General features: G+C 71.4%; 17 protein-coding genes and 1 pseudogene. 7 read left to right on the plus strand and 11 right to left on the minus strand.

Annotation, left to right across the window (positions count from 1 at the left end; all coding sequences use genetic code 11):
- Nucleotide 1 precedes the first annotated feature (1 nt).
- Nucleotides 2-814 carry a PaaX family transcriptional regulator gene (locus ABT085_RS06935; RefSeq protein WP_351602967.1) on the plus strand — a complete coding sequence of 271 codons (813 nt, stop codon included), beginning with the start codon at nt 2-4 and terminating at the stop codon, nt 812-814.
- A gap of 94 nt (nt 815-908) precedes the next feature.
- On the opposite strand, the gene ABT085_RS06940 is transcribed toward ABT085_RS06935, so the two are convergent.
- Both ABT085_RS06940 and ABT085_RS06945 read right to left on the minus strand, forming a co-directional pair.
- Nucleotides 909-3,275 carry a bifunctional salicylyl-CoA 5-hydroxylase/oxidoreductase gene (locus tag ABT085_RS06940; protein ID WP_351602969.1) on the minus strand — a complete coding sequence of 789 codons (2,367 nt, stop codon included), beginning with the start codon at nt 3,273-3,275 and terminating at the stop codon, nt 909-911.
- An 8-nt stretch (nt 3,276-3,283) separates the two neighbouring features.
- The gene (locus ABT085_RS06945) at nt 3,284-4,111 is read right to left on the minus strand and encodes an enoyl-CoA hydratase family protein (RefSeq protein WP_351602971.1); all 828 of its coding nucleotides are present in this window, start codon (nt 4,109-4,111) and stop codon (nt 3,284-3,286) included.
- Between the two features lie 351 nt (nt 4,112-4,462).
- Here ABT085_RS06945 and ABT085_RS06950 point away from each other — a divergent pair, with 351 nt between their 5' ends.
- The gene (locus tag ABT085_RS06950; RefSeq protein WP_351602973.1) at nt 4,463-4,915 is read left to right on the plus strand and encodes an ATP-binding protein; all 453 of its coding nucleotides are present in this window, start codon (nt 4,463-4,465) and stop codon (nt 4,913-4,915) included.
- On the opposite strand, the gene ABT085_RS06955 is transcribed toward ABT085_RS06950, so the two are convergent.
- From ABT085_RS06955 to ABT085_RS06965, 3 genes are all read right to left on the minus strand, one after another.
- Entirely contained in the window at nt 4,884-6,386 is a 1,503-nt protein-coding gene (locus tag ABT085_RS06955) for an amino acid permease (protein ID WP_351602975.1), read from the minus strand. The genes ABT085_RS06950 and ABT085_RS06955 overlap by 32 nt on opposite strands.
- Before the next feature lie 182 nt (nt 6,387-6,568).
- Nucleotides 6,569-7,579 carry an ornithine carbamoyltransferase gene (gene argF / locus ABT085_RS06960; RefSeq protein ID WP_351602977.1) on the minus strand — a complete coding sequence of 337 codons (1,011 nt, stop codon included), beginning with the start codon at nt 7,577-7,579 and terminating at the stop codon, nt 6,569-6,571.
- A gap of 149 nt (nt 7,580-7,728) precedes the next feature.
- Nucleotides 7,729-8,952: an arginine deiminase gene (locus tag ABT085_RS06965; protein ID WP_351602979.1), complete on the minus strand. Its 1,224-nt coding sequence runs from the start codon at nt 8,950-8,952 to the stop codon at nt 7,729-7,731.
- A gap of 134 nt (nt 8,953-9,086) precedes the next feature.
- Between ABT085_RS06965 and ABT085_RS06970 the strand changes: the two genes are divergently transcribed.
- Both ABT085_RS06970 and ABT085_RS06975 read left to right on the plus strand, forming a co-directional pair.
- Nucleotides 9,087-10,157: an SPFH domain-containing protein gene (locus tag ABT085_RS06970; protein WP_351602983.1), complete on the plus strand. Its 1,071-nt coding sequence runs from the start codon at nt 9,087-9,089 to the stop codon at nt 10,155-10,157.
- Nucleotides 10,154-11,059, plus strand: a complete 906-nt coding sequence (locus ABT085_RS06975; protein WP_351602986.1) for a hypothetical protein — start codon at nt 10,154-10,156, stop codon at nt 11,057-11,059. Before ABT085_RS06970 ends, ABT085_RS06975 begins: the two co-directional genes overlap by 4 nt.
- Nucleotides 11,060-11,145: 86 nt before the next feature.
- On the opposite strand, the gene ABT085_RS06980 is transcribed toward ABT085_RS06975, so the two are convergent.
- The 3 genes from ABT085_RS06980 to ABT085_RS06990 form a co-directional block, all read right to left on the minus strand.
- Nucleotides 11,146-13,689 (minus strand): polynucleotide kinase-phosphatase, encoded by a 2,544-nt coding sequence (locus ABT085_RS06980; protein WP_351602988.1) that lies wholly within the window; start codon nt 13,687-13,689, stop codon nt 11,146-11,148.
- Nucleotides 13,686-15,155: a 3' terminal RNA ribose 2'-O-methyltransferase Hen1 gene (locus ABT085_RS06985; protein ID WP_351602990.1), complete on the minus strand. Its 1,470-nt coding sequence runs from the start codon at nt 15,153-15,155 to the stop codon at nt 13,686-13,688. The genes ABT085_RS06980 and ABT085_RS06985 overlap by 4 nt, the downstream gene beginning before the upstream one ends.
- 250 nt (nt 15,156-15,405) lie before the next feature.
- Nucleotides 15,406-16,581, minus strand: a complete 1,176-nt coding sequence (locus ABT085_RS06990) for a M48 family metallopeptidase (RefSeq protein ID WP_351602995.1) — start codon at nt 16,579-16,581, stop codon at nt 15,406-15,408.
- A gap of 545 nt (nt 16,582-17,126) precedes the next feature.
- Between ABT085_RS06990 and ABT085_RS06995 the strand changes: the two genes are divergently transcribed.
- From ABT085_RS06995 to ABT085_RS07005, 3 genes and pseudogenes are all read left to right on the plus strand, one after another.
- Nucleotides 17,127-17,831, plus strand: coding sequence for a DUF4328 domain-containing protein (locus ABT085_RS06995; protein ID WP_351602997.1), 705 nt, complete (start codon nt 17,127-17,129; stop codon nt 17,829-17,831).
- 117 nt (nt 17,832-17,948) lie between these two features.
- Nucleotides 17,949-18,194, plus strand: a pseudogene (locus ABT085_RS07000) (IS701 family transposase); the annotation flags it as partial.
- A gap of 420 nt (nt 18,195-18,614) precedes the next feature.
- The gene (locus ABT085_RS07005; RefSeq protein WP_351602999.1) at nt 18,615-19,274 is read left to right on the plus strand and encodes a hypothetical protein; all 660 of its coding nucleotides are present in this window, start codon (nt 18,615-18,617) and stop codon (nt 19,272-19,274) included.
- Between the two features lie 754 nt (nt 19,275-20,028).
- Here the strand turns inward: ABT085_RS07005 and ABT085_RS07010 are convergent.
- The 3 genes from ABT085_RS07010 to ABT085_RS07020 form a co-directional block, all read right to left on the minus strand.
- Nucleotides 20,029-20,490, minus strand: a complete 462-nt coding sequence (locus ABT085_RS07010; RefSeq protein ID WP_351603035.1) for a DUF6099 family protein — start codon at nt 20,488-20,490, stop codon at nt 20,029-20,031.
- A gap of 199 nt (nt 20,491-20,689) precedes the next feature.
- Nucleotides 20,690-21,034, minus strand: a complete 345-nt coding sequence (locus ABT085_RS07015; protein WP_351603001.1) for a nucleotide pyrophosphohydrolase — start codon at nt 21,032-21,034, stop codon at nt 20,690-20,692.
- Nucleotides 21,031-22,284, minus strand: a complete 1,254-nt coding sequence (locus tag ABT085_RS07020; RefSeq protein WP_351603003.1) for an AAA family ATPase — start codon at nt 22,282-22,284, stop codon at nt 21,031-21,033. Before ABT085_RS07020 ends, ABT085_RS07015 begins: the two co-directional genes overlap by 4 nt.
- Nucleotides 22,285-22,349: the final 65 nt, after the last annotated feature.

Here is a 22,349-nt window from a genome sequence, read left to right on the forward strand (position 1 = left end):
GATGATCAACGTGTCCGAGCAGCACGCCCCCCGGTCCCTCATCGTCACGCTCTACGGCGCGTACGGCCGCTTCATGCCCGGCCCGATGCCCGTCGCCGAGCTGATCAGACTGCTGGCCGCGGTCGGCGTGGACGCGCCCTCCGTGCGGTCGTCGGTGTCCCGGCTCAAGCGGCGCGGTCTGCTGCTGCCGGCCCGTACGGAGCAGGGCTCGGCCGGGTACGAGCTGTCCCCGGAGGCCCGGCAGATGCTGGAGGACGGCGACCGCCGGATCTACGCCACGGCCCCGCCGGCCGACGAGGGCTGGGTGCTGGCCGTGTTCTCCGTACCGGAGTCGGAGCGGCAGAAGCGGCACGTCCTGCGCTCCCGGCTGGCCGGTCTCGGCTTCGGCACCGCCGCGCCGGGCGTGTGGATCGCCCCGGCCCGGCTGCACGAGGAGGCCCGGCACACGCTCCGGCGGCTGCACCTCGATCCGTACGTCGACTTCTTCCGCGGTGAGCACCTGGGCTTCGCGCCCACCGTCGAGGCGGTCTCCCGCTGGTGGGACCTGGCGGCGATCGCCAAGGAGCACGAGGAGTACCTCGACCGGCACGCGCGCGTGCTGCACGACTGGGAGCGCCGGGCGGAGGCCCCGCCCGAGGCGGCCTACCGCGACTATCTGCTCGCCCTGGACTCCTGGCGCCGGCTGCCCTACACCGACCCCGGACTGCCCGTGCGGCTGCTTCCCGCGGACTGGCCGGGCGAGCGCTCGGCGGCGGTGTTCCGGGAGCTGCACGCCCGGCTGCGGGACACGGGCGCGGAGTTCGTGGGTCTCTGACCGGCCGGAGGCCGCGCACCGCCGCAAGAAGGTCCGCGGCGACGACGGGCTCCGCCGCCTCCCGGCCCGCCGCCGCCCGGTGTTCCGTACCTCCTCAAGTACCCAGCGACAGACGGGGCTTGGGGGCGTCCGTGCGTCCGGTCCGCGGGGGCCGGCTGCCCGCGCGGTAGGGGTCGGGCCAGGCGACGCCCGGACCCTCGTACCCCTGCTCGGCGGCGGCGTGCAACGTCCAGTGCGGATCGTAGAGATGCGGGCGGGCCAGCGCGACGAGGTCCGTACGCCCGGCCAGGATCAGGGAGTTGACGTCGTCCCAGGAGGAGATCGCGCCGACCGCGATCACCGGGATGCCGACCTCGTGCCGGATCCGGTCGGCGAACGGTGTCTGGTACGACCGCCCGAAGTCCGGCTCCTCCTCGGCCACCACCTGGCCGGTCGACACGTCGATCGCGTCGGCGCCGTGCGCGGCGAAGGCGCGGGCGATCTCGACCGCGTCCTCGGCCGTGGTGCCGCCCTCGGCCCAGTCGGTGGCCGAGATGCGTACGGTCATGGGCCGTTCCTCGGGCCACACCCCGCGTACGGCGTCGAAGACCTCCAGGGGGAACCGCAGCCGCTTCGCGAGCGAGCCGCCGTAGGCGTCGGTGCGCCGGTTGGTCAGCGGGGAGAGGAACCCCGAGAGCAGATAGCCGTGGGCGCAGTGCAGTTCGAGCAGGTCGAAGCCGGCCCGGGCGGCACGCCAGGTGGCCGCCGTGAACTGCTCACGGATGTCGGTGAGTTGCGCGCGGGAGAGCTGGCGCGGGGTCTGGCCGTCCGGCCGGTACGGCAGCGGCGAGGCGGCCACGAGCGGCCAGTTGCCCTCGGGCAGCGACTGGTCGATGCCCTCCCACATCAGCCGGGTGGAGCCCTTGCGGCCGCTGTGGCCGAGCTGCACCCCGATGGCGGCGCCCGGCGAGCGCGTGTGCACGAAGTCGGTGATCCGCCGCCAGGCCTCGGCCTGCCGGCCGGTGTAGAGGCCGGTGCAGCCGGGGGTGATCCGGCCCGTCTCGCTCACGCACACCATCTCGGTCATCACCAGCCCCGCCCCGCCCAGCGCCCGGGCGCCCAGGTGGACCAGGTGGAAGTCGCCCGGCACGCCGTCGACCGCCGAGTACATGTCCATGGGGGACACGACGACCCGGTTGGGCAGGGTCAGACCGCGCAGCCGGAAGGGGGTGAACATCGGGGGTGTGCCGGGCGGGCAGCCGAACTCGCGCTCCACGGAATCGGTGAAGTGGGCGTCGCGCAGCCGCAGGTTGTCGTGGGTGACCCGGCGGCTGCGGGTGAGCAGGTTGAAGGCGAACTGGCGGGGCCGCTGGCCGAGGTACAGGCCGACGTTCTCGAACCACTCCAGGCTGGCGCGGGCGGCGCGCTGGGTGGAGGCGACGACGGGCTTGCGCTCCTGCTCGTAGGCGGCGAGGGCCGCTGCCGTCGTGTCCTGTTCGGTCAGGCAGGCCGCCAGGGCCAGGGCGTCCTCGACGGCCAGTTTGGTGCCGGAGCCGATGGAGAAGTGGGCGGTGTGGGCGGCGTCGCCGAGGAGGACGACGTTGCCGTGCGACCAGCGCTCGTTGACCACCGTACGGAAGGCGGTCCACAGGGAGTTGCGCGAACGCAGCGGCCGGCCGCCGAGCGCTTCGGAGAAGATCTTGGCGCAGCGCTCGACCGACTCGCCCTCGCCGAGTTCGCCGAAGCCGGCCGCCCGCCACACCTCTTCGCGCATCTCCACGATGACCGTCGAGGCGTCGGGCGAGTAGGGGTAGCCGTGCAGCTGCATCACGCCGTGCTCGGTCTCGGCGACCTCGAAGCGGAAGGCGTCGAAGGCGAAGTCCGCGGCGAGCCAGATGTAACGGCAGCGGTGGCCGGTCAGGCTGGGCCGGAAGACGTCGGCGTAGGCCTCGCGGGTGGTGCTGTGCACGCCGTCGGCGGCGACGACGAGGTCGTACGCCTGCGCCAGCCGGGCCGGGTCGGGCGCCTCGGTGCGAAAGCGCAGCTCCACGCCGAGCGAGCGGCACCGCTCGTGCAGGATCTCCAGCAGCCGGCGCCGGCCCAGTGCGGCGAAGCCGTGGCCGCCCGAGCGGTGGCGCACGCCCCGGTGCACGATGTCGATGTCGTCCCAGCGTACGAACTCGGCCTTGAGCGCCTCGTGGACCACCGGGTCCGCGTGCTCGATGCCGCCGAGCGTCTCGTCGGACAGCACGACCCCGAAGCCGAAGGTGTCGTCGGGGGCGTTGCGCTCCCACACGGTGATCTCCCGGGTGGGGTCGAGGCGTTTGAGCAGGGCCGCCGTGTACAGGCCGCCGGGCCCGCCGCCGACGACGGCGACCTTGCGGACCGGCCCGGCCGTCCCGCCCCTCGCCTCGGCGGTCTCCCTTCCGATGGCCTCGCCGGACACCCCGCGAGGCGTCGCGTCGGCCGTTTCGCGCGTCATCGCGGTGCTCACCTGCCGCGCCACTTCGGAGCGCGCTTCTCGGTGAAGGCCGCGTGGAACTCGGCGTAGTCCTCGCCGTTCATCAGCAGGGCCTGGGTCGAGGCGTCCAGCTCCACCGCCGCCGCCAGCGGCATGTCCAGTTCCGCGGTGAGCAGTGCCTTCGTCTGGGCGTGGGCGAGGGCGGGGCCGTCGGCCAGCCGGCGGGCCAGCGCGTGGGCGGCCTCGGCCGTGCGGCCCTCCTCCGTCAGCTCGCTGATCAGGCCGATCCGCTCGGCCTCGGGTGCGCGCACCGGCTCGCCCAGCATCAGCAGCCGGGTCGCGTGTCCGAGGCCGACGATCCTGGGCAGCAGATAGGCCGCGCCCATGTCGCCGCCGGACAGGCCGACACGGGTGAAGAGGAAGGCGAAGCGAGCGGAGGGGTCGGCGATGCGGAAGTCCGCGGCGAGCGCGAGCACCGCTCCCGCCCCGGCCGCCACCCCGTGCACCGCCGCGATCACCGGGAACGGGCACTCCCGTACGGCCCGGACGACCTGCCCGGTCATCCGGTTGAAGTCGAGGAGCTGGGCGGTGTCCATCGCCAGGGTGGCGCCGATGATCTCGTCGACGTCGCCGCCGGAGCAGAAGCCGCGCCCCTCACCGGCCAGCACCAGCGCCCGTACCGACCGCTCCCGGGACAGCTCCGCGAGCAGGTCGCGCAGGTCGGCGTAGGCGCCGAAGGTGAGTGCGTTGAGCTTGTCGGGGCGGGAGAGGGTGACGGTGGCGACGCCGTCGGCGTGCTCGACGCGCAGATGCCGCCAGTCCGGGGTGCGGGCGGCGGAGCCGGTGAAGGGACTCATGGGGCGGCCTCCTCGGGCGGGAGCGCGGGCACTGCCTGTCCGGTCTCTACCTCATGAAGTTATCACCGATATCTGACTGCCGTCACGAGTGCGCGATAGCCCGATGTGGTGTCACCGTGTGACCGGATGCCGCCTCGTCCGTCACAACCGTCACGGTGGTCACAGGGAATCAATAGCGCGGTAACAATCGGGGCAGTCGTGGGAGACCGGGGGCCGGTCCGGGTAAGCCGCTCGTTGTCGGGGCGCTGGCCCCGGGCGACGCCCGTCGTACGTACCTGACGGAGGGCGCCGTACCATTCCTGAGGATTGAAAGCAGGCCGGCCTGATGTCGATCACGAGGTGGCCTGCGCCATGAACGGACTCGCCTTGCAAGAACGCCCTTCCGCCTCCGCCTCCTGGCGCATCGCGCTGCCGCACACCGCCGCGGCCGTGCCGGTGGCCCGCGCCCTGGTCCGTACGGCGCTGGCCGAGGCGCCGCACGGCGCGGACAGCGACACGGCGGAGCTGCTCACCGCCGAGCTGGTGGCGAACGCCGTGGAGCACACCGCCGGGTCCGCTCCGATAGAGCTGGTGGTGGAGCTGCGGCCGTCCGGCTGCCAGGTCGAGGTGCACGATCCCGACCCGGCGCCGCCGCGGGATCTCACCCGGCCCGGCGTCGCGGCACCGGACCCGTGGCAGGAGCACGGGCGCGGTCTGCTGCTGATCCGCGCCCTGAGCTCGTCCTGCGGTCACCGCCCCACCGACTCCGGCAAGGCGGTCTGGTTCCGCCTGGCTACCGTGCCGCCTCAACGACGTCCGCGGTGACGTCGGCCGCCGGCCCGCCGATCGGCACGACCTCCGCGGCCTCCGTGGCCGCGGGGGCCGCCGCGGTCGTGGCCAGCCGGGAGTGCCGGCGGCCGTAGGCGGCGTACACGGCGAGTCCGGCCGCGAGGAACGCGGCGAACTGGAGCCAGGTCGTCCAGCCCGTCTCGTACATCAGGTAGAGGCAGAAGCCGATGCCGAGCAGGGGCGCGACGGGGTAGAGCGGGACCCGGAAGGTGCGCTTGAGGCCCGGCTCGCGGCGGCGCAGCGCGAGAACCGCCAGGTTGACGACGGCCATCACGGCCAGGGTGCCGATGGTGCACAGGTTGACCACCGCGTCCAGCGAGGCGAAGGCCGCCGGGATCGCGAACACGACCGCGATGATCAGGGTGCCGGCCACGGGGGTCGAGGTCCGGGGCGACACCTTCTCGAAGACGCGCGGGACGAGCCCGTCCCGGGACATCGACATCAGGATGCGGCTCTGGCCGTACATCACCGCGAGCACGACCGAGGCGATGGCGACGACCGCGCCGAAGGCGATGACGGCGCCGCCGACCGTGGAGCCGGTGACCTCGTTGACGACGTACGACAGCGCGGCGGGCCGGCCGCCCACCTCGCCGGCGCCGATCGCGCCGATCGCGGCCAGGGCGACCGCGCAGTACAGCAGGGTCACCACGCCCATGCAGACGAGGATCGCCACCGGGATGTCCCGGCGGGGGTTCTTCGCCTCCTCGCCGGCCGTGGTGATCGCGTCGAAGCCGATGTAGGAGAAGAAGGCGGCCGTCGTGCCCGCGCCGATACCACCGAGCCCGGCCGGGGAGAACGGGGTGAGGTTGCCGTCCTTGAAGGCGCTGTAGCCGATGACGCAGAACGCGAGCAGGATGGTGAGCTTGACCGCGGCCATGGCGGCGGTGGCCCGGGCGCTCTCGCGCACCCCGCGCACCAGCAGCACACAGGCCATCGCGATGACGATCACGGCGGGCAGGTTGACGACCCCGCCGTCGCCCGGCCCGGCGGACAACGCGGCGGGGAGCTGGTGGCCGAACAGGCTGTCGAGCAGTTCGTTGACGTACTGGCTCCAGCCGACCGCGACGGCCGAGATGGAGATGCCGTACTCCAGCAGCAGGCACCAGCCGACCAGGAAGGCGGTGGTCTCGCCGAGTCCGGCGTAGGCGAAGGAGTACGACGACCCGGAGACCGGGATCGCGCCGCCCAGCTCGGCGAACGACAGCGCGGTGAACACGCAGGTGATCGCGGCGAGCACGAAGGAGACGACGACGGCCGGTCCAGCCTGTGCCACCGAGTCGGAGAGCCCGACGAAGATGCCGGTGCCGACGATCGCGCCCACACCGAAGCAGATGAGCTGGAAGAGGCCCATGGTGCGCTTGAGGCCGTGGCCCGCGCGGTCGGCGCCGGATTCGGCGACGAGGAGGGCAGGGGACTTGATGCGAAGCTTGGTCGCGGGAGCGGGCATGCGGGTGGTGCTCGTTTCTGGTGGTGCGGGTGCGACCGCAGGGGTGCCCCCCACCCGGCCGGACCGGGAGTTCGGGGGAGGTCGCGCGACGGCCACGGAAGGGGTGATTCCGGGCCGCCGGTCAGAATAGGGGCAGATGAGCCGGGGGGCGATGACGGGCGCCACAGGCCCTGGGACGGGTCCTAGCGGGCGAGGGTCGCGACCAGGATCGCCTTGATGGTGTGCAGCCGGTTCTCGGCCTCGTCGAAGACGACGGAGTGCTCCGACTCGAAGACCTCGTCGCTCACCTCCAGGTACTCCAGGCCGTGCCGCTCGTGGATGTCGCGCCCGACCTGGGTGCCCAGGTCGTGGAACGCGGGCAGGCAGTGCAGGAACCTCACGTCGGGGTTGCCGGTGGCGCGCAGCACGTCCATCGTCACGGCGTACGGGGCGAGGGCCTCGATCCGCTCGTCCCAGACCTCCTTGGGCTCGCCCATGGAGACCCACACGTCGGTGGCGACGAAGTCGGCGCCCGCGACGCCCTCCGGGACGTCCTCGGTGAGGGTGACCCGGGCACCGCTGGCGTCGGCCAGCTCACGGGCCCGGTCGACGATCTCCTGGGCGGGCCAGTACGCCTTCGGCGCGACGATCCGTACGTCCATGCCGAGCAGGGCGCCGGTGATCAGATAGGAGTTGCCCATGTTGAAGCGGGCGTCGCCGAGGTAGGCGAAGGCGATCTCCGTCAGGGGCTTGCTGCTGTGCTCCGTCATGGTCAGCACGTCGGCGAGCATCTGGGTGGGGTGCCAGTCGTCGGTGAGGCCGTTGTAGACGGGCACGCCGGCGTACCTCGCCAGTTCCTCGACCCCGGCCTGGCTGTCGCCCCGGTACTGGATCGCGTCGAACATGCGGCCGAGGACGCGCGCGGTGTCCCGTACGGACTCCTTGTGGCCCATCTGCGAGCCGGACGGGTCGAGATAGGTCGTCGAGGCGCCCTGGTCGGCGGCCGCGACCTCGAACGCGCAGCGGGTGCGCGTCGAGGTCTTCGCGAAGATCAGCGCGATGTTCCGGCCCTGGAGGTACCGCGTCTCGGCCCCGGCCTTCTTGGCGGCCTTCAGCTCGGCGGACAGCTCGATCAGACCGCGGAACTCGTCCTCGGTGAAGTCCAGCTCCTTGAGGAAGTGGCGGCCGGCGAGGGCGGTCGGGACTGTCGCCATGGGGGCGCTCCAACGGGTGCGGGGGCAGGGACAGGGACGGATGGAATTCTATACGAAATTCAGCATTTCTATACACACCCTGTTCCGCACCCTGTCACGCCCCCGCTCCACCCCGCCCGCGCCCCCCTTCCCACGCCTCCTCCGTACGGCTATACGGCGTCCCGCTCCACCGGGCAGCTCATGCAGCGCGGACCGCCCCTGCCCCGCCCCAGCTCGCTGCCCGGGATCTCGATCACCTCGAGCCCCTGTTTGCGCAGATGGGTGTTGGTGGTGGCGTTGCGCTCGTAGGCGACGACCACACCCGGCTCGACGGCGAGGACGTTGCAGCCGTCGTCCCACTGCTCGCGTTCGGCGGCGTGCACGTCCTGGGTGGCGGTCAGCACCCGGATCTCGCTCAGCCCGAGGGCGGCGGCGATCGCCCGGTGCATGTGCTCGGGCGGATGGTCGGTGACCTTCACCTCCTTCTCGCCGGAGCCCGGTTCGATGGTGTACGAGCGGAGCATGCCGAGTCCGGCGTACTGGGTGAAGGTGTCGCCGTCGACCATGGTCATCACGGTGTCGAGATGCATGAAGGCGCGCCGCTTCGGCAGGTCGAGCGCCACGATCGTGCGGGCGGAGCCGGCGGCGAACAGCTTGTGCGCGAGCATCTCCACGGCCTGGGGTGTGGTGCGCTCGCTCATGCCGATGAGCACGGCGCCGTTGCCGATCACCAGGACGTCCCCGCCCTCGATGGTGGAGGGATAGTCGGCCTGCCCCTCGGACCACAGATGGAACCCCTCGTCGCGGAAGAGCGGGTGGTGCCGGTAGATCGCCTCGAAGTGGACGGTCTCGCGCTGCCGGGCCGGCCAGCGCATGGCGTTGATGGAGACGCCGTCGTAGATCCAGGCGGAGGTGTCCCGGGTGAACAGGTGATTGGGCAGCGGGCCGAGCAGGAAGTCGTCCAGCTCCATGGCGTGGAAGCGCACGGAGGCCGGCTCCTGGTGCGCCTGGAGGAACTCCCGTTTGGTCGCCCCGCCGACGAGGGCCTCGGCCAGCTCGCGGGCGGGCAGGGTCGCGTAGGCGGCGCGCAGATGGTCGGTGGCGAGCGGGCCGTACTCCTTCTCGTCGAAGACGCGGTCCAGGACCAGCTCCCGGGCCTGCGGGATCGCCAGGGTCTCGGCGAGCAGGTCACCGAAGAGATGGACGGCCACCCCGCGGTCGCGCAGCACGTCCGCGAACCCGTCGTGCTCGGCGCGCGCCCGGCGCACCCACAGCACGTCGTCGAAGAGGAGGGCGTCCTTGTTGCTGGGGGTGAGCCTCTTGAGCTCTAGATCCGGCCGGTGCAGGATGACGCGGCGCAGCCGTCCGGTCTCGGAGTCGACATGGAATCCCATGCCTCCATCCTGACCATCGCGGGCCGCCCTGACCCTCCCCTCCCCCAATTCCCCTCCCCTTCTTCTCGTCCCCTTGACGATAAACAGCCTCTCCGTTATCGTCTCGATGACGAGAAAACGGGAGGGGATCGACCATGGCCGACATCACCCGGCGCCTGGGCTGGCGCCATCTGCGCGGCGCGCCGACGGCGCACATCCGGTACCACCGCTCGGGCAGGCCCGTGCACGACGGCCCTGGACTCAGCTTCTGGTTCCGGCCGCTGACGGCCGCGATATCCGAGATCCCGGTCGACGACCGGGAACTGGCCATGACGTTCCACGCCCGCACCTCCGACTTCCAGGACGTCGCGGTCCAGGCGACCGTCACCTACCGGATCGGCGACCCGGCCGTCGCGGCCGCCCGCCTGGACTTCTCGATCGACCCGGACACCGGCGGCTGGCGGGGTGCCCCGCTGGAGCAGCTCGGCACGCTGCTGACCGAGACGGCCCAGCAGCACGCGCTGGACGTACTGGCCCGTACGCCGCTGTCGTCGGCGCTGGTCGACGGGGTGGCGGCGGTGCGCGAGCGGATCGCGGCGGGGCTGGGCGCCGAGCCGCGGCTGCCCGCCACCGGCATCGAGGTGGTGGCCGTCCGGGTGATGGCACTGCGCCCGGAGCCGGAGGTGGAGCGGGCGCTGCGCACCCCGGCGCGCGAGCAGATCCAGCAGGAGGCCGACCGGGCGACCTACGAGCGGCGGGCCGTGGCCGTCGAACGCGAGCGGACCATCGCCGAGAACGAGCTGGCCAGCCAGATCGAACTCGCCCGCCGCGAGGAGCAGTTGGTCGACCAGCGCGGCACGAACGCACGGCGCGAGGCGGAGGAGCACGCGGCCGCCGACGCGGTGCGGGCCGGCGCGGAGGCGGCCCGTGCGGTACGCCTGGCGGAGGCCGAGGCGGCCCGCACGGTCAAGCTCGCGGAGGCCGAGGCGACCCGTGCGGTACGGCTGGCCCGCGCCGAGGCCGAGGGCGCGCGCGAGGTCGGCGAGGCACGGGCGCAGGCCCAGGCGGCCTGGCTGCGGGTGCACGCCGAGGTGGACGTGGCCACGCTGCACGCGCTCACCGGGACGCGGCTGGCCGAGAACCTGCCGCGCATCGACAGCGTGACGGTGTCGCCGGACGTGCTGACGGGCCTGCTCGCCCGGCTCGGTTCGCAGGACCGGGAGTGAGTCTCGCCCCGCGCGCCGTGATCGTCCACCGCACCACGGAGTACGAGGAGTTGGTGGCCCGGCACGGCACGCACGGCCAGGCCGCCTTCTTCCTCGCCTCCCGCGGCCGTGACATCGAGGAGGTCGCCGAACGGCACCGCCGGACCCGGCGGGCCCTGGCCGAGGTCGCCGCGGCCGTACCGCTGACCTGGCGTCAGGCCCGGGTGGAGCGGGCCGACCTGGACCGCTTCCTGTTCGCGGCCGAGGACGTCGTCGTGGTGGTCGGGCAGGACGGGCTGGTGGCGAACGTCGCCAAGTACCTCGCCGGGCAGCCCGTGGTGGGCGTCGACACCGACCCCGGACGCAATCCGGGCGTGCTCGTACGGCACCGGGCGCCGGACACCGCCGCACTGCTGCCGGCCGCCCTCGCCCGGGGCGCCGGTTCCGGCACCGAGGAACTCACCATGGTCGAGGCCGTCGCGGACGACACCCAGCGCCTGGTGGCCCTCAACGAGATCTATCTGGGTGCGCCCGGTCACCAGACCGCCCGCTACCGTCTGGGGCTCGACGGCGACGGGGGTGCCGTCGAGGCCCAGGCCTCCTCCGGAGTGCTGGTGGGAACCGGGACGGGGGCGACCGGCTGGCTCCGGTCGGTGTGGCAGGAGCGCGGCGCGGACCTGCGGCTGCCCGGCCGTACGGAGGAACGCCTGCTGTGGTTCGTCCGCGAGGCCTGGCCCTCGCCCGCCACCGGCACCTCAATGATCGCGGGCGAGCTCACGGCCGACGGCCGGCTGCGGATCACCGTCGAATCGGAGCGCCTGATCGCCTTCGGCGACGGCATGGAGACGGACTCGCTGGAACTGACCTGGGGACAGTCGGTGCGGGTGGGGGTGTGCGGGGAGCGGCTGCGGCTGGTGGGGTGAGCCGGAGCCGCCCGGTGGATGCCCGGCGGGTGGGGCTCACCCGCCGGGCGTTCGGCCCCCACCCGCCACGACCGCGGCACCACGGCTCACAGCCGCGGGTCGACCGGCTCCGACTCCAGGGCCAGCACTCCGAACACCGCCTCGTGCACCCGCCACAGCGGCTCGCCCTCCGCCAGCCGGTCCAGGGCCTCCAGACCGAGCGCGTACTCGCGGATCGCGAGGGAGCGCTTGTGGTTCAGGAACCGCCCGCGCAGCCGGGTCAGGTTGTCGGGGCGCGTGTACTCCGGACCGTAGATGATCCGCAGGTACTCGCGTCCCCGGCACTTGATGCCGGGCTGCGCCAGACGCCCCTCGCCGGTGCGCACCACCGCGCCGAGCGGCTTGACGACCATGCCCTCGCCGCCGCGGCCCGTCATCTCCAGCCACCAGTCGACACCGGCCCGCACCGACTCCGGGTCCCCGGTGTCGACGTACAGGCGCCGGGTGGTGCGCAGCAGTCCGGTGCCGTCGTGCTCGACGAGCCGGTCGAGCAGAGCGAGCTGTTCGTCGTGCGGGAGCGCGGCGAGGCTGCGGCCCTGGACGGCCAAGAGCTGGAACGGCGCCAGCCGCACGCCGTCGAGACCGTCCGTGGTCCAGCAGTAGCGCCGGTAGGCGTCGGTGAACGCGGCGGCGTCCGCGGCCCGTTCACGCTGGCGGGCCAGCAGGCCGGTGACGTCGACGCCCCGGGCGGCCGCGCCCTCCAGCGCGGCCAGCGCACCCGGGAACACCGCCCCGGAGGCGGCGCCCACCGCCGCGTACTGGCTGCGCAGCAGTCCCTGCGCCTTCAGCGACCACGGCATCAGCTCAGCGTCGAGCAGCAGCCAGTCGGTGTCGAGCTCCGCCCACAGCCCGGCCGCGTCGATCGCCGACCGCAGCCGGCCGAGGACCGCCTCGGTGACCGAGGGGTCGTCGAAGAACGGGCGGCCGGTACGGGTGTACAGGGAGCCCGTCGGACCCGCCCCGACGCCGAAGCGCTTCTGTGCCGTCCCCGCGTCCCGGCAGACCAGGGCGACCGCCCGCGAGCCCATGTGCTTCTCCTCGCACACGACCCGCTCGACACCGTCCTCGCGGTACTGCGTGAACGCCTCGACGGGGTGCTCCAGATAGCCCTCGACGTGCGAGGTGGCCGTCGGCGCCATGGTCGGCGGGAGGTACGGCAGCAGCCGCGGGTCCACCGCGAAGCGGCTCATGACCTCCAGGGCGGCGGCCGCGTTCTCCTCGCGGACCGCCACCCGGCCGGCGTACCGGGTCTCGACCGCCCGGCGGCCGTGCACGTCCGCCAGGTCCAGCGGGCGTCCGTCGTGACCGCCCGGCGCCTCGCTGCGCAGCGGCTTCGTCGGCTCGTACCAGACCTGTTCGGCCGGTACGTCGACCAGTTCGCGCTCCGGCCAGCGCAGCGCGGTGAGCTTGCCGCCGAAGACGGCACCGGTGTCCAGGCAGATGGTGTTGTTCAGCCAGGTCGCCGTCGGGACGGGGGTGTGGCCGTAGACGACGGCCGCCCGGCCCCGGTAGTCCTCGGCCCACGGGTAGCGCACCGGCAGGCCGAACTCGTCGGTCTCGCCGGTGGTGTCGCCGTACAGCGCGTGCGAGCGGACCCGGCCGGAGGTGCGGCCGTGGTACTTCTCCGGCAGACCGGCGTGGCAGACGACCAGCCGGCCGCCGTCGAGGACGTAGTGGCTGACGAGTCCGTCGATGAACTCGCGTACCTGCTGCTTGAACTCCTCGCTCTCGCCCGTCATCTGGTCGATCGTCTCGGCCAGGCCGTGGGTGTGCTGGACGTTGCGGCCCTTGAGGTACCGCCCGTACTTGTTCTCGTGGTTGCCGGGCACGCACAGGGCGTTGCCGGAGCCGACCATGGACATCACCCGGCGCAGCACACCGGGGCTGTCCGGGCCGCGGTCGACGAGGTCGCCGACGAACACCGCCGTACGGCCGTCCGGGTGCACGCCGTCGACATAGCCCAGCCGGGTCAGCAGGGACTCCAGTTCGGCCGAGCAGCCGTGGATGTCCCCGACGATGTCGAAGGGGCCGGTGAGGTGGGTGAGGTCGTTGAACCGCTTCTCGGTGACCACGGTGGCGTGGTCGATCTCCTCCGCACCGCGCAGCACATGCACCTTGCGGAACCCCTCGCGCTCCAGGTGGCGCAGCGAACGGCGCAGTTCGCGGATGTGACGCTGGATCACCCGGCGCGGCAGGTCCGCCCGGTCGGTGCGGGCCGCGTTGCGCGCGGCGCACACCTCCTCCGGGACGTCCAGCACGATGGCGATGGGCAGCACGTCGTGCTCCCTGGCGAGCTCGATCAGCTGACGCCGGGAGTCCTGCTGCACGCTGGTGGCGTCGACGACCGTGCGCCGGCCCGCCGCGAGCCGCTTGCCCGCGATGTAGTGCAGGACGTCGAAGGCGTCCCGGCTGGCGCTCTGGTCGTTCTCGTCGTCGCTGACCAGGCCGCGGCAGAAGTCGGAGGAGAGGACCTCGGTGGGCTTGAAGTGGCGGCGGGCGAAGGTGGACTTGCCCGAGCCGGAGGCACCGATCAGGACGACGAGGGAGAGGTCGGTGACGGGCAGGGTGCGCCCCTGTCGGATCTCGGTCATGCCGCCTTCGCCTCCTTCTTGTCGGTGTCCCGCATCCGGAACACGGCCAGCTGGGTCGGCGGCCCCACCTCGGGGTCGTCCGGTCCGACGGGCCTGAACTCCACTTCGTAACTGTGCCGTTCGGCCACGGCGTGCGCCCAGGAGCGGAACTCCTCGCGCGTCCACTCGAAGCGGTGGTCGCCGTGCCGGACGTGTCCGGCCGGAAGGGTCTCCCAGCGGACGTTGTACTCGACGTTCGGGGTGGTCACCAGGACCGTGCGCGGACGCGCCGCGCCGAACACCGCGTATTCCAGGGCGGGCAGCCGGGGCAGGTCGAGGTGCTCGATCACCTCGCTCAGCACGGCGGCGTCGTACCCCTTGAGCCGGTTGTCGGTGTAGGCGAGCGAGCCCTGGAGGAGCTGGACGCGCGCGGCCTGCCGCTCGCCCATCCGGTCCAGCTTCAGCCGCCGGGCGGCGATGGTCAGCGCCCGCACCGAGACGTCCACGCCCACGATCTGCGTGAACCGCGGGTCCTTCAGCAGCGCCTGCACCAACTGGCCCTGCCCGCAGCCGAGGTCGAGGACCCGGGCCGCACCGGACTCGGTCAGCGCGGCGACGATCGCGTCGCGGCGCTGCACGGCCAGCGGGGTCGGCTTCTGCTCCGTCTCGGCCTCGGCCGCCACGGCGTTGTCGATCTCCTCGACCGCGCTGTCGTCGGCCTCCGCGAGCCGCACCAGCTCCAGTCGCTCCATCGCCTCGCGGGTCAGCGACCAGCGACGCGCCAGATACCGGCTGGTGATCAGCTTCTGCTCGGGGTGGTCGGACAGCCAGCCCTCTCCGGCCCGCAGCAGCTTGTCGACCTCGTCGGGGGCGACCCAGTAGTGCTTGGCGTCGTCCAGGACGGGCAGCAGGACGTAGAGGTGGCGCAGGGCCTCGGCGAGGGTCAGCGTCTGCGAGGCGAGGACCAGGTGCACGTACCGCGAGTCGCCCCACTCCGGGAACTCGCTGTCCAGGGCCACCGGCTCGGCGGTCACCGTCCAGCCGAGCGGCTCGAAGAGGCGTCCGACCAGGCCGGGGCCGCCGCGGGCGGGCAGCGCGGGCACCTCGATGCGCAGCGGCAGGGGCTGCCCTGCCCGCTCCGGGAGGGCGGTGCACACACCGCGCATCGCGCTGGAGAACACCGCGCTCAGCGCGACCGCGAGCAGCGAGGAGGCCGCGTACGGGCGGTCGTTGACGTACTGCGCGAGCGCCGCGTCGGGAGCGCCGCCCCGCCCCTTGCCCTTGCCACGCCGCACCAGCGCCACCGTATCGACCTCCAGCAGCAGCGCAGCCGTGCAGCGCTCGTCGTCCGCCTCGGGGTAGAGGACGTGCGCGGTGCCGTAGGAGGTCGAGAACGCCTGCGATTTCCCCGGATGCTTGTGCAGCAGGAATCCGAGATCGGTCGCGGGGCGCTCCTTGGTGCCGGTGGTGCTGATCGTCAGGAACATATGGTCGAGTCTCCCGGGCGAAACGGCTCACGACCACCGGTTTTCCCACGCGGTTGGGCACCGGGGGGGCGTGGCGCCGGGCGACGGCGAGCGCGGTGCGACCGGCGGCCGCACCCGACGTCCGCGCGGGCATGGCGACCGGCGGAGGCGAGTGCGGGGCGACCGGCGGCCGCGGCCGGCGTCCGTGAGTGCGTGGCGCCCGACGGCTTTCCAGGAGCCATGACCGGAGGCAGCGCTGCGTCACTCTTGCTCACTGTGCCAGTGGGACGCAATCTCGCATGACCTTGCGCGTCAATGCCTGTCTGGGAAGGCGCAGTTCGTCTTCGATGCGGTTCCGGTCGTACTCGTCGAGCGTGATTGTCGCGGTGCGTCTCGGGATGCGGGACAGTCGTGCCGTACGCAGGGATTCGGACGGGAGGCCGGCGAGGTCGACCACCGTCCCGATGTCCTCAGGCGCGGTGGTTCTGTCGCACCTCCGCTGTTCGCGCAGACTCTCGGAGTAGCGGGCCGCCTTGTCCCAGAGTTCCCCCTGTGCGGCTGCCGCGGAGCGGCCGCCCTTACGCGTCCGGGTCGCGATGGCCAGGCGATGCACTTCGATACCCACCGCGCGGACCAGCTGCCGGTCCTGCAATGCGGCGATGGCTGCCTCGGTGGAAGCGATACGAGCGGCCAAGTCGTCCGCGTCGAACTCCGCACGGCGCGTGGCCGGCAGGGTGAGCCACTGCAGCAGGCGGGCCGTCGCAGCTGCCGCCGTCCTCGGGATCCACAGCAACCACTCGCCCTTCCGGGTCCGGGCGTTGAAGCGCGCTGCCGCCCCTGCCACATCGCCCGCGCGCCAGGAATGTGCGGAGACACTCGATGGGACGGACGCGTTGTTTCTGGCTCGCATCGTGCGGGCCGCAGCGTTGAGGGACTCGAGTGCGGTACCGACGAATGCGTCGCCTCGGAGATCGTGACCGGAGAGATGGCCCAGCGCGTGGGCAACGGCGGCAATCGGCTTCCGGCTGGGGTGGGCGGCCCAGAGAGGGAGGCCGAGGACAAGGCACCGCTTGCGGCGTACCCCGTAGCGGGTGACGGTGACGGAGAACTCCGGACCGAGCTGGATCGCGTCGATGCGTCGCACCCCGGCCGCGTCCGCCATGCGGTCCACCAGATCGAACAGGGCCGGGGCGTCCGCGTGCCGCAACGTGGGCAGATCAGCATCCAATCTGCCCGGACGGGGGCGCAGCGACAGAGCCACGCCCAGCAGCACAAGGCCCACCAGCGGCTGAACAACCGTGCGCAACCCCAGCACGATCAACAGCACACCACCGATGAACAGTCCCGCCGTCACGAGATGGACCACGGCGGCGACGGTGTACGCGGCGACAGTCGCGCACCTGATCAGGGCAGGACTTTCAGGCGGAATCCGTCGATCACTGTCCATGGGACCCCCTCCGGCGATGAGCGCTCGGTGTCGCTCAGGCGTGCGTCGAGCTGACCAGCACGGCAGCCGACCGGCAAGCGGTCTGAGCAACATCTGAGCTCGGCCACGCCCATCGCGCGCCGCTCTCCGCGAGGTTCCCTGCGGAGGCTCGGTCAAGCGATGCTCATGCACCCATGACATCGGGACGACGGTCCCCTCCGCAGGAATGCGACTTCTACGCGGCCGCGTACCGCCACCAGCAGCAACAACAGGACCGCATGACGTGGATCAATCGACTGCTCCCATGGATGACCTGGCCAGGCGGCGCGAAACAACGACGGGGCGGTCAGCCGCGCGGCGAGAATGCAGCCACGCTCCCGCGCCTTCGACTGTGCCGTCCGGCCCCAGTACGACACGTGGCCACAACTGAGCAACAGCGCCATGCCCCGTGCCGGGCCGGTCCCGCGAGATTGACATGGACGGGCCGCCTGCGGCTGGCGTATCTTCCCTCAGCGCGCGCTCTTCCGCGGGCGAATCCTTTTCTGTGCCTGTGGGGGTCCACCGTCATGTCCGCATCCAGCGATCTCCGTCCGCGGCCCGCGCTGCCCAACCGGGCACCGCGCTCGCCGCGCGGCCTCCTGGCCGGTCTGTCGGCGCTGCTCGCGGCCGTCGCCCTCAGCGACCTGTTCGCCGTCTATGCCGGCGTCCGGGCATACACACTGATCGACGAGGACCGGGGCCTCGCTTTTGCCTCTCAGCAGGAGCTGGACGGCGCCGACGCGCTGTACCAGACGGCAGAACAGCTCCAGATGATCACGTTCCTTGCCTGCGCAGTCGTCTTCATCGTCTGGTTCCACTGGATGCGCCGGGACGCCGGAGTGCTCGGGCCGGACCGGTTCCGCAACGGCCCCGGCTGGGCGATCGGGTCCTGGTTCATACCGCTGGCGAACTTCTGGATGCCCTATCGGGTCGCCGTCGACATGTGGGGGGCCAGCACGCGACTGCCGGCCGCCGGCGAGCCGTACAAGGTCTCTTTCTGGCCGGTGAACCTGTGGTGGGGCCTGTTCGTCACCACGACCCTGTTCAACCGATACGCCTGGCAGCGCCACCAGGACGCCGAAACCCTCGGTGAGGTCCGGGACGCCGTGCTTCAGGTGATAGCGGCCGACATCCTGGACATCGCCGCCGCGGCGGCCGCGGTACATTTCGCGGTCCGACTGACGGCCATGCAGCGACTGAAGGCGGCCGAGGGGCCGTACGGCTCGGCCTGAGCCGATTCGGGGTAGAACCAAAACCCAGATGATTCCGAGCGCTTCAGCCGGCGGGTCCTGGTCGGGGTGCGGGTACGACCACCGTTGATCATCGTGACTCGTGTGAAGTAACGACGAACCGATGGGGGCAAGTTCCATGCCGACACGCTCGCGGCGAAGATGCCCATACGGGCCTGGCGGAAGCTGTCAGCAGGCGCGGGAGCCAAGGGCAACCGCTTCAATGACTGGGCCGTCATCGACCTCCCCGAACCAGGCCCCGGCCACTGGCAGCTGCTGATCCGCCGCAGCCGCCGCGCCGGTGAACTCACCTACTGCCGCTGCCACCCCACCGGACCGCTCCCGCTCACCACCCTGGTCAGGGTCGGTCAAGCAATGTTCATGCACCTACGACATCGAAGCGGAAGCCCCTTCCGCAGGGGTGCGACTTCATCGACTGTCGTACGGCTTCGCGCGGCACATCGGTCAAGTCTGGCTCATGCGGCAATAACTTCGCCGGCTGGGCGGTTGGATGTGGCTCTCAGGTGCGCTGTGGCGTCGTCCGCCCCCATGCGGCCGAATTCAGACTCCTGCACCGATCGCGCGCCGGGCTCGTTCGTACGAGGCGAGAAGAAGTGTGTCAGCGGTGCCGGGAGGGGTCCGACCTCAGGATTCGCTCAGCTCTGCACACAGCGCACTCGTCTTTCCATAGTATCCCTGATCAAGGGCCTGACCAGCCGCTTTCATCTGCAACAAACAGGGGGAAGAGTGCGCCTACTCGCAAGCTCGATAGTTTTCACCAGTGCCATGGTCTTAGGGATATCGACACCGGCGCTGGCTGCCGGCCCGACCGGGTCTCCCGCGACGGCCACCGCGACACCTCAAGACGGCAATTCCGACAGTGACGGTCTGCTCAACTCAGCGCCGCCGGCCACTCCGACGGAGTCCCTGAGCGATGCCCCGACCGACCCTGCGCTTGACGATGAGCCCGACATCTCCGGAGGCACCCGCGAACCTGGGCAGAAATGCCCCGCTTCTGACGACTGCGACGAGAGTCGATGGTTCAAGCCCACTTCTCTCGCCGGCAAGTATCACCAGGCGGTAGGTGCCAGCCAGTCGAACTACAACGGCATTCACGAAAATGAAGACATGGACTTCACTGCGGAAGTCTCGGGGACTGTCGGTGCCAGCTTCACCGGTCAAATCACGACCAAAGTCAGCACTGTGCTGGCCGAAGTGAGCGAGCAGTGCAGCGTCACATTGCATGCTTCGGTGACCGCCAAACTCGGCAACGTGATTCACGTCAAAAACGTTCCTCCGAACAAAACCGTATATGCCCAATACGGCGTGTGGCGTCGCAAATTCACCGGCACTACTTACTACCAACGTCACACCTGCCGTCTCACGGCAAACCACGTGACAGGCTATGGGCCCATGCATGTCGGGTGGTACACATGGGACGCATAGGAGTGGTCATTCCGGTGGCTCTCCTCGCGTTGGCGGGGTGCACCAATGCGACGCCGGCCTCAAGCCGAGCCCCCGAGAGGGAGACGCCAGTCGAAGCAAATTCGTCTGGAACTCCCTCCATCACACCTTCCACCAGCGCAGACCCTGGCGCCGCACCCGAACTTCCAGACGCACAGAAGAGATTCATCGAAGCGGGCGGAAAGACCGGACCTCACTCGTTTCCCGAGATACCTCAAATCCAGAAGGGCACCCTGGAAGTTGCGGTGATCTGTTCGGGCACCGGGACGATCGAGGTCAACGTCGGCTCTCTCGTGAGCTATACCGTCGTCTGCGCAAACGGTGACCCCGGACAATACAACGAAGTGGGCCTTAGTCGCGGCCACAAGAACGTCTCTGTGACGGTCACCAGCAAGACGACCGGGTCCTGGGGGCTATCAGTGGGATGGACCAAAGTCGTCGCTCCGCCCGGATAGCTTCTGTCGCCCAAAGTGGCCCGCCGGTTTCCGGCGGGCCTTTCCGGCTTGCCGGGATCTGGGCTACAGCCCAGAACGGAAGTTCTGGCCGTGCCCCGGCGACGTCACAGCGAAGCTGGCCGGCGAGCTGGTGGCCTGCTACCTGTTCGCGTTCCGGCTGTCGCACTCGGGCAAGGTCGTGACCTCATCTTCGCCTCGGTGAAGATGCGAAGATCCATACCTCCGTCCTGCACTCCACGGGGCCCACCGGTCCCATCGGACCCACCGTCGGCTCTGCGACGTCAGCGCTCCGGCAGTACCTGGTCCCGGTCCGCCAGTTTGCGCAGCATCTCCCGGACCCGGTCCCGGGATTCGTCCGCCGCGTCGATCGCCTCCATGCACTGCCAGTACGTCCCCTCGTCGTCCGCACCGCTGGCGATGCCGACCAGGGCGATACCGACCTCGCCCAGCAGGACGCCGAGGCCGAGCAGCGCCTGACGGGCGTCGTCCAGTTCCGTCAGCTGAGCGGCACGCAACTCCCCGGGATCGAGTTCCGGCGCCTCGAGGACGCCGCAGCCTCTGCCCGCCAGTTCGGTCAACCCCAGTGCCTCACCGCGCAGTTCGGGCGGACCCGAGACCGCCAGCCGGCTGCCGATCGCCTGCGCCAGAGCCTGGGCCTGCCACACCTCCGTCAAGATCTCCGGTACTCCGCTGCTCCCGGCGAGAGCACGTCTGCTCGTCAGGATGAGCCGCACCGCCTCCATGGCCTTCCCCCGTCCGCCGGGACGTGTTGTCAGCACGTCCGCCCGAACTTCGTTGTCCACTACCCAGAGTGAGGTGCCGTGGGACGAAAAGCCAGAGGAAGACGGAAATCTGCGGACAACAAATCGATTTCGAGCAGGCGAACAACTCCGGAGAGTGAAAGCGGATCGAGCGGCTCCTGCATGCCCGGGTCTGCCGCGGTCACCGCTCCCCCGGCGCCGGGAACCGCCCCTCGTTCCGGTCGATCTTCGCGTCCAGCGCCGCCAGCGCGTCGATCCCGAGCACCTCGCACAGTTGCAGCAGATAGGCGAGCACGTCGGCGACCTCGTCCGTGACCCGGTGCGCGGTGTCCGGGTCGTCCATGACGCGCGCCGACTCCTCCGGTGTCAGCCACTGGAAGATCTCCATCAGTTCGGAGGCCTCCACACTGAGCGCGGCGACCAGGTTCTTCGGGGTGTGGTACGGCTGCCAGTTGCGGGCCGCCGCGAACTCGGCCAGTCGGCGCTGCAGTGCGGCCACGTCCAGGTGCTGGGGCTCATTCGTCACGGGTCCAGATGTACCACCGTCACGCCCGCCGTCCCGACGGCCCACGAGGCGTCGCTCACCGTCCCGACGCAGCGCAGATGCCCGCTCCCGCCCGTCCGCACCGCCAGCCGGAGCAGTTCGGCGCGCTGCCGCCCGTCCAGGTCCCGGTCGAAGCCGTCGGCGAGCACCGTGAGCGTCTGGAACGCGGCGGGCACCTCGCCTGCGGGGTCGACCTCGAGCACGCCGGGACCGGTCAGCAGCACCAGGGCGAGGGCGGCGTAGCGCAGTTCGCCGTCACCGAGCCGGCCGAGGCCGCTGCGGATGCCGTCGCCCCGGTCCAGCAACGCGTGGACCGCACCGCCGGACAGCCGTTCGGCGACGACCCCGGCGACGGGTCCCGCGCACCCGGCCCGGACCGCCGCGACGAACTGCCCGTGCCGCCGCCCGCATTCGGCCTGGGTACGCCACAGGACGTCGGCGAGGTTGGCGCAGTCGCCGAGCAGCCGTCCGGGACCGGCCGGCACGGGGGTCCGCATCCGCTCCGGCCGGGGGTCGCAGGGGAAGACGGAGCGCAGCGCGACCACCATCTGTTCGGCGGCGGCGAGCACTTGGCGCTGTCCGTCCGTCTTGCCGGCCACCCGCAGCGGCAGCAGCGCGGTGCCGAGCCGGTCGTCGGGGAGCGGGGCGCGGGTCACCGGCGCGGACCCGGCCGTGTGCCACGCGGCCTGCACGGTGCGCCGTCCGGGGTCGCGCAGGGCGGTCTCCAGCAGGACCAGCCCGCCGGCCGTCAACCGCTCCCCGACGATGCGCAGTTCGGGCTCGGCCTGGACGGCCAGGTCGAGCCGGACCGGTCCCTGCGGCCCGTCCGCCGTACAGCCGATACGAAAGCCGCGGCGCCGCTGGGCGTCCGGCCGGGCCCGTTCGGGTACGCAGGCGGCCGGGTCGGCGAACACCTCGCCGAGTTCGGCGCCGCCACCGAGCCGGGCGAGCGCCTCGTAGGCCCGTAACGCCGTCGACTTGCCGCTGCCGCTCGGCCCGGCCAGGAGGGTGACCGGCCCCAGCGGGAATCCCGCGCGCCGATGACCCGCGAAGGCGGACAGCCGCAGTTCGGTCAGGTGCGGTCGGTCCACAGAGCCCACGGAGGGGCGGGCGGACGGAGAAGGAAGAGAGCCCACAGAGGATGCGGAGGACTCGGAGAACGTGGAGTCGACAGAGGGCGTGCGGGGAGCGGAAGGTCCCGGAGGCAAGGACGGCAGGGAACGCGGAGCCATATCCGGACCGTAGGACTCCGCGGCCGGCGGAACCGTTCCGCCCGGAACGTCTTCCCACGATCGGG

This window comes from Streptomyces sp. NPDC002265 (assembly GCF_040296125.1).
Taxonomy (GTDB): domain Bacteria; phylum Actinomycetota; class Actinomycetes; order Streptomycetales; family Streptomycetaceae; genus Streptomyces.

What these genes read in the sequence shown, in the direction of transcription:
- ABT085_RS06935 (WP_351602967.1), top strand. Translation starts at nt 2, where the DNA reads ATGATCAACGTGTCCGAGCAGCACGCCCCCCGGTCCCTCATCGTCACG.
- ABT085_RS06940 (WP_351602969.1), bottom strand. Translation starts at nt 3,275, where the DNA reads ATGACGCGCGAAACGGCCGACGCGACGCCTCGCGGGGTGTCCGGCGAG.
- ABT085_RS06945 (WP_351602971.1), bottom strand. Translation starts at nt 4,111, where the DNA reads ATGAGTCCCTTCACCGGCTCCGCCGCCCGCACCCCGGACTGGCGGCAT.
- ABT085_RS06950 (WP_351602973.1), top strand. Translation starts at nt 4,463, where the DNA reads ATGAACGGACTCGCCTTGCAAGAACGCCCTTCCGCCTCCGCCTCCTGG.
- ABT085_RS06955 (WP_351602975.1), bottom strand. Translation starts at nt 6,386, where the DNA reads ATGCCCGCTCCCGCGACCAAGCTTCGCATCAAGTCCCCTGCCCTCCTC.
- argF (WP_351602977.1), bottom strand. Translation starts at nt 7,579, where the DNA reads ATGGCGACAGTCCCGACCGCCCTCGCCGGCCGCCACTTCCTCAAGGAG.
- ABT085_RS06965 (WP_351602979.1), bottom strand. Translation starts at nt 8,952, where the DNA reads ATGGGATTCCATGTCGACTCCGAGACCGGACGGCTGCGCCGCGTCATC.
- ABT085_RS06970 (WP_351602983.1), top strand. Translation starts at nt 9,087, where the DNA reads ATGGCCGACATCACCCGGCGCCTGGGCTGGCGCCATCTGCGCGGCGCG.
- ABT085_RS06980 (WP_351602988.1), bottom strand. Translation starts at nt 13,689, where the DNA reads ATGACCGAGATCCGACAGGGGCGCACCCTGCCCGTCACCGACCTCTCC.
- ABT085_RS06985 (WP_351602990.1), bottom strand. Translation starts at nt 15,155, where the DNA reads ATGTTCCTGACGATCAGCACCACCGGCACCAAGGAGCGCCCCGCGACC.
- ABT085_RS06990 (WP_351602995.1), bottom strand. Translation starts at nt 16,581, where the DNA reads ATGGACAGTGATCGACGGATTCCGCCTGAAAGTCCTGCCCTGATCAGG.
- ABT085_RS06995 (WP_351602997.1), top strand. Translation starts at nt 17,127, where the DNA reads ATGTCCGCATCCAGCGATCTCCGTCCGCGGCCCGCGCTGCCCAACCGG.
- ABT085_RS07005 (WP_351602999.1), top strand. Translation starts at nt 18,615, where the DNA reads ATGGTCTTAGGGATATCGACACCGGCGCTGGCTGCCGGCCCGACCGGG.
- ABT085_RS07010 (WP_351603035.1), bottom strand. Translation starts at nt 20,490, where the DNA reads ATGGAGGCGGTGCGGCTCATCCTGACGAGCAGACGTGCTCTCGCCGGG.
- ABT085_RS07020 (WP_351603003.1), bottom strand. Translation starts at nt 22,284, where the DNA reads ATGGCTCCGCGTTCCCTGCCGTCCTTGCCTCCGGGACCTTCCGCTCCC.